Source organism: Sphingobium fontiphilum, from assembly GCF_014196635.1.
GTDB classification, from domain to species: Bacteria; Pseudomonadota; Alphaproteobacteria; order Sphingomonadales; family Sphingomonadaceae; genus Sphingobium; species Sphingobium fontiphilum.
In genome coordinates, this window is sequence record NZ_JACIEB010000001.1 from 151,663 (window position 1) to 165,125 (window position 13,463).

The window sequence follows — 13,463 nt, forward strand, 5'->3', positions numbered from 1 at the left end:
GGCGCTACCCCAGTTGCGGCAGCAACGCGCCGATGAGGCAAGCGGCGAGGGCAAATCCCAGCAATTGCCGTAACCGGGGCTTTGCCGCGCGCTGCGGCGGCCAGGCGATGCACAGGCCCAGGATGAGGGCCAACAGGCTCCAGAAGATGGGGATGAGGGGCGCGTCCTGTCCCGCGATCAGTCGCACGGCCAGCGTGATCCCCAGCGCCGCCGGGATGCCCCAGACCACCCCGTCCCATCCATTGCGCAGGCGTGGATGATACAGACCCCGGCGTTCACGCTTGCCGAGCCAGATGGAGGTTCCCGTGGCGATGATGGCGCACAGGGCTATGCCGAAGGCGAGATAGGCGATCTTGACGATCAGGCCGCCATAATTGCCGAAATGGAGGTTATAGCTGGACGCAGCCACCTGTTGCCCCAAAGCGCCATCGGACAGGCCCGCCTTGCCCCGGAAACGACCGGCGGCGTCAAAATCATAATATTCGCCAAAAATCAGCCGCCGGGGATGGGTGGCGATGATCTGGACATGCTGGCCCCTGGTCAGCGGATCATGGATGATGGCGTAATAGGGCTGCGCCTGCGGAGCGCGGCTGGCCATGTCGCGCAAGGCGGCGGCGACATCGGGCGGGGGCGCGTCATGCGCGTCCAGCTTGCCCTCTCCGCCGAATATCGGAGCATAGACCTTTTCCAGATTGCCTTCGTAGAAGCTGGCGGCAAGGCCATAGCCCGTGACGGACGCCAAACCGATCATCGCGCCCGTCAGCGCAATGGCGAGCGAAAAGGGCAGCGTCCACACGCCCAGCCGGTTGTGCCAGTCGGCAAGGGCGATGCCGCCCCGGTCGCGGGCACGCAGGCGGAAGGCGTCGCGGAAAATGCGCGGATGGGCGATGACGCCGGACAGCGACAGCGCGATCATCATCACGCCCAATATGCCGACAATGGCGAGGCCAATTATGCCCGGCAGGTGCAGTTGATAGTGAAGCGCGCCGAGAAATTCGGTCCAGCCATTTTCCTCGCGGCCGGCGATCTCGCCGGTCCGTTCCACATGCACGGCGCGATGATCGGTGGTGATCGTCGTGCGCGGAAGGCCGGGGGTTGGCAGGTGGACGTAGAGATGGCTCGTCTTCTTCAGCGCCTTTTCGTCGTCCAGAATCTGCGTCACCGCCTTTTGCACCGCTTCGGGCGCGATGGCGGGCATTTCCGGCGCATCGGGCTGTTCGATGCGCTGCCATTCCTCGCTAATGACGGCGAGCGCGCCGGTCAGGCAAACGAGGTAGAGCATGGCGCTCGCCAGCAGGCCGATGGCGGCATGGGCGGACAGCGCCTGTTTGACGGCATCCTTGCCGATGGGGGAGTTCATGCCAGCCTCTCCAGCAGGAGAATGAGGATCGGAATGCTGGCGAGCGCCGCCAGCACACGGGCTTGCGCGCGACGGCCCTGTGTCATCAACAGGGCGAAGAGCAGAAGCGCCCAGCATAGCGGCATCAGGAAGAGGGTGAGGACGTTGCTGTCGGCCTCTCCCCAACCGGCTGCGCTGGCAATCGCCCGCGCCGCCAGCGCGAGGAGGAGGGCGACGGCCAGCGCCACGGGCACGCAGAGGAGGAAGGTTGCGATGCGCCGCCACAGGTGCAGCGCCTCCCCCTTTTCCGGCAGCATGTGCGCGCGCCGGGTCGATGCGCTGGCCTTGCCGGTCGGAGCGGTGATCGCCGCCTGCGCGAGCAATATGAACGCGCAGGCCGTTCCAGCGAGCGACACCACCGCCATGCCCCAGGCGCCTGCCGCCGCCCAGCCGATGGCGAGCGCAAGGCCCATAAAACCCCAGCATAGGGCGTTGGCAGTGGTCGACCTATGCTGGCGCGACCACGCGGCGCGCAGGCCCAGCACGGCCATCGTCGCAGCGAGGCCGCCCACCCAGAGCCAAAGGGCTGGCATGATCATCAGAAACGATAGCTCATCGTGCCGAAGATATTGCGTTCGGCCCCGATGAAGCAATCGCCCCGCGCCAGGCAAGCCGCATAATATTTCTTGCCCAGCAGGTTGTTGGCGTTGATCGCGAACGTCCACTGTTTCCAGCCGATTTCGGCCAGCGCGTCGACAATGGTGTAGGCGGGGGTGCGGACGCCTTCGGGGAAGGCGGCGCCATAGGATCGACTGACGCCCGAATGGCGCACACCGCTGCCCAGGCGCAGGGTGGCGCCGTCACCGACGCCAAAGCTTTTCGTCGCCCAGATCGATGCATTGGTGCGCGGCACATTGTCCAGCTGCCGTCCGGATCCCTTGAGTTCCGCCTTGTTGCGGCTGTAGTTGACGATGATCTGATAATCGCCGGGCAGCATCCTGCTGGCTTCGACCTCAAAGCCCTTCGACGTCGCCTTGCCCGCCTGAGTCTGGCCCACCGGCGTGCCGATGAGGCGGCCATTCTCACGGATATGATAGCCCGTGACGGTCATCAGCGTCGCTTCGTCGGGGTGGAATTTAACGCCGACCTCGAACTGCTTGCCGGTCTTGGGCTTGAAGCTGTCGCCATCGTCGTCGAGGCCCGCCAGCGGCTCAAAGGATTCGGTATAGCTGAAGAAGGGTGAAACGCCCTTTGCCAGCTCCGCGATGATGCCCGCGCGGAAGGTGGTGGCGTTGGTTTCTTCAGTCGTTCCGCCCAGGTCGCGCGCGCGGAAATTGTCGCGACGCCCGCCCAGCACGACCGAAACACGATCCCATAGTCGAATTTGGTCCTGAAGGTAGAAGCCCAGTTGCTTCTGGGTCGTGCCGGACGTGGTGATGCCAAAAGTATCGGGCAGGCCGCCGCCATAGTCCGGCAGAGCGTCATAATCGGGAGTGTAAATATCGATATATTCATAGCCGAAACCACCGGTCTTGCGCACCCGGTTCCAGCTATAATCGACCCCGGCCAGCAGCACATGCTCAATCCCTTCGCCGGTATTGAAGTCGACGCGAAGGTTGTTGTCGGTCGAAAACACGTTCATCCGCGCATAGCTGCCATCGGCATAAAGGCCCATGATCCGCTGGTCGGCATCGACGAAGGGACTGGTCGGATTGGAATAATTGTCAGGATAATGGGTGAGGTAGGTCAGATCGCTGTCGATATAGCGCGCCTTGAGGCTCAGCTTCACATGCTCGTTGAAACGGTGGTCGAGGATCGCCGTACCTTCAATCAGCCTGCCATCATAACGGTCCCACCCCGGTTTGCCGATGAAGCGGTTGTTGGGCAGCTTGCCATTGGGATTGGCGTATAGCGTGCCATAGAGCGGCAGGAATTGCGACGTCGATCCGCCGTCATCCTCCTGATATAGCCCAATGAGCGTGATGTCGGTTTTGGCGCCCGCCTGCCAGCGGAGCGACGGGGCGATCATCACCCGGTCGTCATCAACATGGTCGACCTGCGTCCCTGCGTCGCGCACCCGCGCCACGATGCGGCCAGCAAGGCCGTCCGCCAGCACGCCTTGCACGTCCGCCAGCGCCTCCCTGAGGTCGAAGGAGCCATAGCGCAACTGCATTTCCCCGCCATTTTCGAATTCGGGCACTTTCGACACCATGTTGATGAGGCCGCCGATCGAGCCATTGCCGAACAGCACTGAAGCCGGACCGCGCACCACCTCCACTTGCGAGAAATTATAGGGGTCGGACCGGATGCTGGCATAATAGCTGAACAGGTCGCGCATCCCGTCGCGGAACTGGATCGGGTTGATGCCGCGAATGAAGCCGCCGTCCACCCGGCCGTCGGGGCCATAGGGATTGGCCTGAACCCCGGCGACATAGCGCAGCGTTTCCGAAATCGAGAGCGCGCCCTGCGCCAGATAGACATCATCGGTCACGATGGTGACGGGTTGGGGCGTATGGATGGCCGGCGTGTCGGTCTTGGTCGCTGCGCCGCTTGCCTGAAGCGCGCCGGTGACGACGATGTCGTCGCGTGCGCCCTCTGTCTCCACCTCTTCCGCCAGCGCGGGAAAGCTGACCATGGCCGTGCAGGCCAGCAGGGCGGATCGGGCGAATGTCATGGCGCTTCCTTTGAAAGTCCGAGGAAAGATCGAATGCCACGACTCACTAATAAGAATCATTATCATTATCAAGATGAAATGACGGCCATCCAAGTTGACTTGGACTGAGATTTCTATATTTCGATATTTATCGAATCATTGAGGTGAATGGATGAACGCCATGGAAGTGGTTCGCGCCTTGGGGGCTCTGGCGCAGGAGCATCGGCTGGCTGTGTATCGCCTGCTGGTGCAAGCCGGGCCGGATGGCATGGCGGCGGGCGCGCTGGCCGATGCGCTCGGCGTGCCGGCGTCGTCGATGAGCTTTCATCTGGCGCAACTCGCCTATGCCGGGCTTGTCTCGCAGCGGCGGCAGAGCCGATCCATCATCTACACGGCCGATTATCAGGCGATGAACGCCCTGATGGCCTACATGACCGAAAATTGCTGCGGCGGGGTCGCCTGCGCCCCCGACGCGCCCTGCAATCCTGCTGCTGCCGAAGAAGGCGCGCTACCATGAGCGAACGGCCATTCCACATATTGGTTCTGTGCACCGGCAATTCGGCCCGTTCCATACTGGGCGAGGCTATATTGGGCGAACGGGGCAAAGGGCGCATCGCCGCCTTCAGCGCGGGCAGCAAGCCCAAGGGCGCGCCGCATCCCGGCGCCCTGCGTCTGCTGGAGCGCCGCGGCATCGACACCGCGCCGTTCCGATCGAAAAGCTGGGACGAATTCACCGGCCCGGATGCGCCGCCGATCGACCTGGCCATCACGGTTTGCGGCAACGCGGCTGGCGAGGCCTGTCCGATTTTTCTCGGCGCGCCGGTCAAGGCGCATTGGGGGCTGCCCGATCCCGCCGATGTGGATGGTGACGAGGCGAATGTCGACGCAGCGTTCGAACAGACATGGCGCTGGCTGGACTTGCGCGTTCGTGCGCTGCTCGACCTGCCGTTCGAAACCATGGACCGCAAGGCGCTGGCCAGCGAACTGGCGCGGATCGGCGCGATGGAAGGAGCCGCATGATGGCCACGATAGCCCTCGATCAACCCCGTCCGCGTCTGTCCTTTCTCGACCGTTATCTGACGATATGGATATTCGCCGCGATGGCGGCAGGCATCGCCATCGGATCGCTGGCCCCGGCCGTGCCCGCTGCGCTGGGCGCCATGTCGGTCGGCTCCACCAGCATCCCCATCGCCATCGGCCTTATCCTGATGATGTTCCCGCCGCTGGCGAAGGTGCGTTACGAGGCGTTGGGGCAGGTGTTTCGCGACGGGCGGACGCTGCTGCTGTCGTTCCTGCTATGCTGGGTGGTTGCGCCCGCCTTCATGTTCGGTCTGGCGGCGCTGCTGCTGCCTGACCGCCCCGATTATATGACCGGCCTGATCCTGATCGGCATCGCGCCCTGCATCGCCATGGTGCTGGTGTGGAACCAACTGGCCGGGGGCAGCCCGGAATATGTGACCGGTCTGGTCGCCTTCAACTCGCTGTTCCAGATCGTCTTCTATGTGCCCTATGCCTGGTTCTACCTGACCGTGCTGCCGCCGCTGTTCGGGCTGGAGGGGCACATCGTGAACATTGACTTCGCGATGATCGCCAAGGCGGTGCTGACCTATCTGGGCATACCTTTCCTCGCCGGGTTTCTGGTTCGTCGCAGCCTGATGAAGGCGCGGGGCGCGGCTTGGTATGAAGGGACTTTCCTGCCGGCCATCAGCCCGCTGACACTGGTCGCGCTGCTCTTTACCATCGTCGCGATGTTCAGCCTTAAAGGCGGAGAGATATTGGCGCTGCCCATGGATGCGTTGCGCGTGGCGATACCGCTGATGCTGTTCTTCGTCGTCATGTTCGTGCTGGCCTTCGCCAGCGGCCGCGCCATCGGCGCGGATTATCCCCGCACGGCGGCGCTGTCCTTCACGGCGGCTTCCAACAATTTCGAACTGGCGATCGCGGTGGCCATCGCCGCCTTCGGTCTGGCTTCACCCGTCGCCTTCGCGGCGGTGATCGGCCCGCTGGTTGAGGTGCCGGTGCTGATCGCGCTGGTCAACCTGGCCCTGTGGTTCCGGCGAAACTGGTTCGCGCCGATGCAATAGCGGACGACGGCTCCGGCCCTGCGCCGCGCCATCGCCGGGGATGGCTCAGCCTGTCGGGGTCTGCTGCGCGATGAAGGCGCGCCAGCCGCCCAGATGGGTGATGTCCTCCGCGCCGTCGATGGCGCGCGGTTCGGCGACAAAGCCCTTTACGCTGGAGCCATCGCTTAAGGTCACCGTGCCGATGGCGAGCGGGGCGGGCACTTCGACGACGAAGCTGCCAAAGGCGGCGACGTCCAGTTCATAAACCTCCACCTTGATCGGCGCGCCTTCCGCGCTGTGGATCAACGCCGGCTTGGGCGGCACGCTGTTGGCGATGGCATAGAGCCGGTAATTGGGCGCGGTCTCGAACGCGCCGACAAAAGTCGCGTCGCGCGAGGTCAACTGCCAGTGTAGCGGCATATCCTTCAAGTGCGCGCCGACGACGGCGAGTTTCACGGTCTGCATTCTTCCCTCCAGATCGAGTGGTGGCGGTGGCGGCAAGGCGGCTGTGGCGAGGTGGCGTTCGGCAACCTCCAGCAGCGCCTGATCGGTGTCGGCGGGGGCGATCAGCGTGATGCCAAAGCCCGTGCCATTGGCGCGGACCCCTGCGGGGATGGCGGCCGCCGCCATGTCCAGCAGATTGACGAAATTGGTGTAGCGCCCGAATGCGCTGTTGAGCGCGATGGGGGCCGCCAGCATCTCGATCACGCGATAGGTGGTTCCGGCGGTGGGGAAGGCGAGCATGTCCAGATTTGCCCAAATCGCGTCGGCGTGGCGCTTGAGCTCCGCGAGGCGATAAATGCCCTTCCACAGGTCGACGGCGCGCATGTCCCGCCCCGCCTCCACGATTTCACGCACGGTCGGGTCGATGGCTTCGGGATTGCGGGTCAGCAGGTCGTCCAGAGCGGCCGTGCGTTCTGCAACCCACGGCCCTTCATAGAGCAGCCGGGCCGCCTCCAGCAGCGGTTCGATGTCGATCTCGACGATTTCCGCCGTCGCGCCGAGCGTGTCCAGAGCCCGGTCATAGAGATATTCGGATTCCGCGTCGCCAAAGAAGAGGCGCTGGTCGAGGCGCGGCACGCCGATGCGGCGGGGCGTAACCGGGCTGTCCGCGCGCTCCTTCGAATAGGGATCGGCGGGGTCAAAGGCCGCGATCACATCGTCCAATAGCCGTGCGTCGGCAATCCCGTCGGTGAACACGGTGATGCAGTCGAGCGTTCGGCAGGCGGGGACCAGCCCGCGCGTGCTCCACCGGCCCTTGCTGGGCTTGAAGCCGATCAGATGATTGAAGGCGGCGGGCACCCGGCCCGACCCGGCGGTGTCGGTGCCCAGCGCAAAGGGCACCAGCCCCGCCGCCACCGCGACCGCCGAGCCGGAGCTGGAGCCGCCGCTGACATAGGCGAGGTTATAGGCGTTGCGCGGTATGCCATAGGGGCTGCGCGATCCGTTGAGGCCGGTGGCGAACTGGTCGAGATTGGTCTTGCCGACGCAGATAGCTCCGGCCGCCTCCAGCCGCTCGATGACCCCGGCCGATGCGTCCGGGCGATAGGCGAAGGCGGGGCATGCGGCTGTCGTTTTGAGCCCGGCGACGTCGATATTGTCCTTGGCGGCATAGGGCACGCCCGCCAGCGGCAGATGCTCGCCCGCCGCGATCCGTGCGTCGATGGCACGGGCGGCGGCCAGCAGGGCTTCGGGCGCGGCGCGGCTGATCCACACCTGCGGCTGGATCGCGTCATAGGCGGCGATCCGCGCCAGCGTGTCCTGCATCGTGGCAAGCGCGCTGGTCCGGCCGTTGTTGACGGCTTCGGCGATGGCCGCGACGCTTTGCCGGTCGAGTGCGGTCAAGCGTCCCTCCGCAATGCCATAAGAGGGGATCCGGGCTGCAGGGACTGGCGTTCCTGCATGTAAAGCGCCTCGATCTTGCCGCTTCCGGGGCTTTCGAGCGGGCACTCCATCTTCATCGCCTCGATCACTGCGATGACATCGCCCGCCTTGACCGTGTCGCCGGGGGCGACCAGCAATTTCCAGACACTGCCGCCAAAGGGGGCTTCGATCAGGTCGGTGCCTTCCGGGATTTCGATGGCGGCGGCTTCCGTCGCGCCATCGGCCTGAGCCGTCAGGTCGGTGATGCGGTCGAATTCGCCCGAACGCCGCCATTCCGCGCGCTCTTCGTCGAAGGCGGCCTGACGGCTTCGTTCGAAAGCCGCGATCGACCCGGCATTTTCGGACAGGAAAGCGCGATAGTCGGACAGACGGAATTCCGATTCCTCGATCCTGATCGACCGTCGGCCGGTCGGGAAGTCGCGCCGCCATTCGACCAGTTCCTCCGCGCTCACCTTGTAGAAGCGGATCTGGTCGAAGAAGCGCAGCAGCCAAGGCTTTCCGTCGACAAAGGCGTCGGTCTGGCGATGGGTGTTCCAGACCTGGATGGTGCGGCCGAAAAGCTGATAGCCGCCCGGCCCCTCCATCCCGTAAATGCACATATAGGCGCCGCCGATGCCGACAACATTGGGCGGGGTCCATGTGCGGGCGGGATTATATTTGGTCGTCACCAGCCGGTGGCGCGGATCGACCGGCGTGGCGACCGGCGCGCCCAGATAGACGTCGCCCAGGCCCATCACCAGATAGCTGGCGTCGAAGATCAGGTCTTCCACCGCCTGCGCGTCGGGCAGGCCGTTGATGCGCCGGATGAACTCGATATTGTCGGGGCACCATGGCGCATCGTCGCGCACCGCGCCCATATATTTCTCGATCGTCTCGATGGTCGCCGGGTCGCGCCAGCTGAGCGGCAGGTGGACGATGCGCGAGGGCACCGAAAAATCCTCCAGATCGCCGAGCCGCTCCTCCGCCGCGATCAGGGCCGCCAGAGCGCCTTTCTGGTCCAACGTGCTGCCGTCGAAATGCAGTTGCAGCGAACGGATGCCAGGCACGATGTCGATCACGCCGGGCAGCGCGAGCCGTTCCAGTTCCGTCATCAAAGCATGGACGCGGATCCGCAGTTCGATGTCGAGCATGATCGGGCCATATTCGACCAGGATGTTGCGGTCGCCCTGTTGCCGGTAAACCGTGCGCGGGCAGATGCCGCGCGCGGGTATCTCCGCCAATATGGGGGACAGCATAGCGACGTTGCGCGGGCTGACAGGGCCTGTCGGTTCCAGACCCGCGCTGTCGGCGGCGGCGGCGTCTTCCGCCGTCACCGGCACGAAGCGCAGCCGGTCGCCGGGGCTGAGCTGGCCGATTTTCCAGCGGTCGGCCGCAATCACCACGAATGGGCAGACAAAACCGCCGAGCGATGGGCCGTCGGGCCCCAGGATGATCGGCATGTCGCCGGTGAAGTCGACCGCGCCGATGGCATAGGGATTGTCGTGTATGTTGGATGGGTGCAGACCCGCCTCGCCGCCGTCGGTGCGGGCCCATTGCGGCTTTGGCCCGACCAGCCGCACGCCGGTGCGGTTGCTGTTATAATGGACCTGCCAGTCGGCGGAAACGATGGTGGCGATATCGTCGTCGGTGAAGAAATCGGGTGCGCCATGCGGCCCGTAAAGGACGCGCAGTTCCCAGCTTTCGCCAAGGGCGGGGAGGGCGAGCGAGGGCGCTTGCGCCAGCGTCTCGCCGTCGCCCAAATGCAGCGTGTCGCCCGCCAGCAGACGCCGTGCGGCATGGCCGCCGAACTGGCCCAGTTCGAACGTGCTCTGGCTGTCCAGATAGGGCGCGATGTCGAGGCCGCCTGCGAACAATATGTATCCGCGCATCCCGCCGCCGGTCGCGCGGCCGAGGGAAAGCGTCTGTCCCGCCGCGATGTCGATCACCGCGCCGCGCTCGACCGCCTTGTCGTCCAGCTTTGCGCCGAAATCCGCGCCGGTCAGGCAAATGCGCGCTGGCGCGTTGAAAAATAGGGTCGGCCCGCTGACCGTCATTTCCAGCCCAGCCGTGCCTTCGGCGTTGCCCAGCAAGCGATTGCCGATGCGGAAGGACCGGTCGTCCATCGGCCCTGAAGGCGGCACGCCGATGGCCCACAGGCCCTGACGACCCGGCCAGTCCTGCACGGTGGTGGCGGTGCCGCCGCTCACCACGCGGATGCTGCGCGGGTTATAGGTGATGGTGTCGAGCAGCTTGGTCGAAACCTCGCCCCCGACGAAATCGGGGTTGCGAACGACGTCACGCAGCCAGCGCAAATTGGTTTCGATGCCGTCCACCCGGCTCTGGCCGAGCGCGGCCTGCATGGCGGCAATCGCGGCGTCGCGGTCGGGCGCATGGACGATCAGCTTGGCCAGCATCGGATCATACCAGGCGCTGACCGCCGTGCCCGCGCTGACCCATGTTTCCGCGCGAATATCGTCGGGGAATTCGACCGCCGTCAGATTGCCCGATGTCGGGCGATAATCCTGTGCCGGATCTTCGGCATAGAGACGCACCTGCACCGCATGGCCTTTTGGCGTCGGGGCGGGAGCGTCGAGAAACGCGAAGTCGCCCGCGCCGCCGCGGATCATCCATTCGACGAGGTCAATGCCCATCACCTCTTCGGTGACGCCATGTTCGACCTGAAGCCGGGTGTTCATCTCCAGAAAGAAGAATTGCTGCCGCTCGGCGTCGTAAAGGAACTCGACGGTGCCGGCCGAACGATAAGCGGCGGCCTGCCCCAGACGGACGGCGGCGGCGAACAGGTCGGCGCGCACGGCGTCGGGCAGCAGTGGGGCGGGGGCTTCCTCCACTACCTTCTGGTTGCGGCGCTGGAGCGAACAGTCGCGCTCGCCCAACGCCATGACCCGGCCCGCGCCATCACCGAAAATCTGCACCTCGATATGGCGGGCGCGGCCGATATAGCGTTCCAGAAACACGCCCGCGTCGCCGAAATTGCCCGCGCCCAGCCGCGCTACACCGGCAAAGCCTTCGCGCACGGCGGCTTCATCCTCGCAGATGCGCATGCCGATGCCGCCGCCGCCCGCCGTCGCCTTCAGAATGACGGGATAGCCAATGTCGTTCGCCGCCTTCGCGGCCTCCTCCGCATCGGTCAGCAGGCCCGTGCCCGGCGCCAACGGCACGTCATTGGCGGCGGCCAGCGTGCGGGCGCTGTGCTTCAGTCCGAATGTGCGGATATTGTCCGCCGTCGGCCCGATGAAGACAATGCCGGCTGCGGCGCAGGCTTCGGCAAAATCGGCATTTTCGGCCAGAAAGCCGTAACCGGGATGGATCGCGCCAGCGCCATTTTCCTTCGCCGCCTTCAATATCGCCGCGCTGTCGAGATAGCTTTCCGTCGCGGGAGCGGGGCCGATACACACCGCCACGTCCGCCTGAGCGACGTGGAGCGAACCGGCGTCGGCTTCCGAATAAATGGCGACCGAGCGAAGACCCATGCGGCGCAGGGTGCGGATGATACGGGTGGCGATCGCGCCGCGATTGGCGACCAGAACGGTGTCGAAGCTCATGCGGCCACGATCATCCGCACGGGGGTCGGGTTGAAACCGTTGCAGGGATTGTTGATCTGAGGGCAGTTGGACACGACGACGATGACGTCCATCTCCGCGCGCAGGTCTACGGTCAGGCCTGGGGCCGATATGCCATCGACAATGCCCAGCGAACCGTCTTCCTCCACCGGAACATTCATGAAGAAGTTGATGTTCGATACGATGTCGCGCTTGCTTCGTCCCTCGATCAGGTTCGCCTCCAGGAAATTGTCGACGCAGGCATGTTGCGACTTGGTGTGATGACCATAACGCAAGGTATTGGATTCACAGGAACATGCGCCGCCGATCGTGTCGTGATAATCGACCGCTGTGGCGGTGATCGTCATCATTGGGCGGCCTTCATTCGACCGCAGGATGGTGCCCGTGCGCAGGAACAGATTGCCCTGCGCCGAAACCGTATCCTGCGCGCTGTAGCGTTCGCTGTCGTCGGCGGCCGAATAGAGCAGGAAGTCGACTGCCTGATTGCCTTCCAGATCGACGATGCGCAGCGTCTGTCCGGCGGCAATATGATGCAGCCAGGGTGCGCGGGCCGGAACGACCTCGTCATGGACGATAGAGCCCGAAAGGCCAGCGATATGCGGGTCGGCGGTCATGGCGCCATGCTCCCTTTGTTCAGCGACGGAAATAATCTTCGACATTCAGGAAGGCGCGCATGCCTTCCGGCGTTGCGTTGCGCACGGCGTCATCAGCGGCCGTTATGGCCCCGCGCCAGGCGGATGCGCGCAGCGGCGTCACCGTCCATTCTTCGCGCGGGTCCAGCACATGCGGACAGTTGGCGATCACGACGATCACGTCCATTTCCGCGCGCAGGATCATCGTGCGTCCAGCGGCATAGGGGCCGATCAGCGGCGTGATCGCGCCATCCGCCTCGATCCGGACGCCCTTGAACAGGTTGATGCACGGGTGGACATCCCGCCGCCCCAGGCCATGCTTGGCCGCGCCCAGCAAAAGCCGGTCTCGGCCATTGGGGAAAGCGCCGCTGTTGCGCCCTTCGCCATATTTGGCGGCGTTGGCGGCGGCGTTGGATGGGCCGCAAAAGGCGTCATGGGTGCCCGCGCTATCCTCCAGGATCGACATCAGCACGCGGCCCATGTCGGACAGGAACAGCTTGCCCGCGCCCAGATAGGCGTTCCACTGCACCTTCACCGTGTCGGCGACATTCAGCCGTTCGGTCGGCATCTCCGCGTTGAAGATCATCATCGATGCGCAGGCGTCACCCTGAAGGTCAATGAGGCGCAGGCGCGATCCGCGCGACAACCGGCGCGAGCTGTAGCCCCCGGCAGCAATCGTTTCTTCCCACAATATGTCGTCGGGCGCGGCGACGGCCGCCAGATCGGGGGCGATCGGTGGCAGGATCGGCATGGCTTCGACCACTGTGCCCGCCATGGCGCGGGCATGGTCGCGCGCGGCCTTCGGATCGGCGAGTTGCCCGCTCATGCGGCGGCTTCCTTGGCTGACTTGCCCTTGGCGGAGACGGCTTTTTCGACGCCATCCTGTTCATGCAATGGCGGAAGCAGCGCCGTGGTGCTGACCAGTTGCAACTGCTGGACGCCGCGAATGGAGCGCAGCGCGTCGCACAGGTCTTTCAGGCGCGCCGCCGGTCCCTGAACCAGCAGCACTTCGAGCGACTGGTCGCCCTCCAGAAAGACATGCTGAGAGGAGATGACTTCCTTCAGATAGTCGACCTGTGTCTGGGCCAGTTGATGGCGCACACGGCCGCTGTCGCCGCGGTAAACCAGCGTGATGGTGCCCGCGAGCATATTTTCCGGACGGGTCAGCGCCTCATGTTCGGCCAGAGCGTGGCGGATCAGTTCCGCGATGAGCTGCGAGCGCGAGGGAAGGCCGCGCTCTTCCACCATCATATCCAGCTGGCGGAAGAGATCGGCAGGAAGGCTCATGCTGAGCCGGGCGAGGCTGGCTGGTTCAGTGGTCATGCCTATGCC

At 64.7% G+C, this 13,463-nt stretch carries 11 protein-coding genes; 3 read left to right on the forward strand and 8 right to left on the reverse strand.

What is annotated here, in order from left to right; genetic code table 11:
- Positions 1-4 precede the first annotated feature (4 nt).
- The 3 genes from GGR44_RS00650 to GGR44_RS00660 are packed head-to-tail and all read right to left on the reverse strand — an operon-like array spanning position 5 to position 4,013.
- Complete coding sequence (locus GGR44_RS00650; RefSeq protein ID WP_183953522.1) at positions 5-1,360, reverse strand: PepSY-associated TM helix domain-containing protein; 1,356 nt, start codon at positions 1,358-1,360, stop codon at positions 5-7.
- A complete protein-coding gene (locus GGR44_RS00655) occupies positions 1,357-1,938 on the reverse strand; it encodes a hypothetical protein (RefSeq protein ID WP_183953523.1) in 582 nt (193 codons plus the stop codon). Before GGR44_RS00655 ends, GGR44_RS00650 begins: the two co-directional genes overlap by 4 nt.
- Positions 1,938-4,013 (reverse strand): TonB-dependent siderophore receptor, encoded by a 2,076-nt coding sequence (locus tag GGR44_RS00660; RefSeq protein WP_183953524.1) that lies wholly within the window; start codon positions 4,011-4,013, stop codon positions 1,938-1,940. The genes GGR44_RS00655 and GGR44_RS00660 overlap by 1 nt, the downstream gene beginning before the upstream one ends.
- Positions 4,014-4,164: 151 nt before the next feature.
- Between GGR44_RS00660 and GGR44_RS00665 the strand changes: the two genes are divergently transcribed.
- The 3 genes from GGR44_RS00665 to arsB are packed head-to-tail and all read left to right on the forward strand — an operon-like array spanning position 4,165 to position 6,076.
- Positions 4,165-4,509, forward strand: coding sequence for an ArsR/SmtB family transcription factor (locus GGR44_RS00665; protein WP_183953525.1), 345 nt, complete (start codon positions 4,165-4,167; stop codon positions 4,507-4,509).
- The gene (locus GGR44_RS00670; RefSeq protein WP_183953526.1) at positions 4,506-5,012 is read left to right on the forward strand and encodes an arsenate reductase ArsC; all 507 of its coding nucleotides are present in this window, start codon (positions 4,506-4,508) and stop codon (positions 5,010-5,012) included. Before GGR44_RS00665 ends, GGR44_RS00670 begins: the two co-directional genes overlap by 4 nt.
- Positions 5,009-6,076 (forward strand): ACR3 family arsenite efflux transporter, encoded by a 1,068-nt coding sequence (gene arsB / locus GGR44_RS00675; protein WP_281374167.1) that lies wholly within the window; start codon positions 5,009-5,011, stop codon positions 6,074-6,076. Before GGR44_RS00670 ends, arsB begins: the two co-directional genes overlap by 4 nt.
- 45 nt (positions 6,077-6,121) lie before the next feature.
- Here arsB and atzF read toward each other — a convergent pair whose 3' ends face one another.
- Genes atzF through GGR44_RS00700 form a run of 5 tightly spaced genes read right to left on the reverse strand, consistent with a single transcriptional unit; the run spans position 6,122 to position 13,454 of the window.
- Entirely contained in the window at positions 6,122-7,900 is a 1,779-nt protein-coding gene (gene atzF / locus GGR44_RS00680; RefSeq protein ID WP_183953527.1) for an allophanate hydrolase, read from the reverse strand.
- Entirely contained in the window at positions 7,897-11,481 is a 3,585-nt protein-coding gene (gene uca, locus GGR44_RS00685) for an urea carboxylase (RefSeq protein WP_183953528.1), read from the reverse strand. The genes atzF and uca overlap by 4 nt, the downstream gene beginning before the upstream one ends.
- Positions 11,478-12,113, reverse strand: coding sequence for an urea amidolyase associated protein UAAP2 (locus tag GGR44_RS00690; RefSeq protein ID WP_183953529.1), 636 nt, complete (start codon positions 12,111-12,113; stop codon positions 11,478-11,480). The genes uca and GGR44_RS00690 overlap by 4 nt, the downstream gene beginning before the upstream one ends.
- Before the next feature lie 19 nt (positions 12,114-12,132).
- Complete coding sequence (locus tag GGR44_RS00695) at positions 12,133-12,957, reverse strand: urea amidolyase associated protein UAAP1 (RefSeq protein ID WP_183953530.1); 825 nt, start codon at positions 12,955-12,957, stop codon at positions 12,133-12,135.
- Complete coding sequence (locus GGR44_RS00700) at positions 12,954-13,454, reverse strand: CopG family ribbon-helix-helix protein (RefSeq protein ID WP_183953531.1); 501 nt, start codon at positions 13,452-13,454, stop codon at positions 12,954-12,956. Before GGR44_RS00700 ends, GGR44_RS00695 begins: the two co-directional genes overlap by 4 nt.
- Between the last annotated feature and the right edge of the window lie 9 nt (positions 13,455-13,463).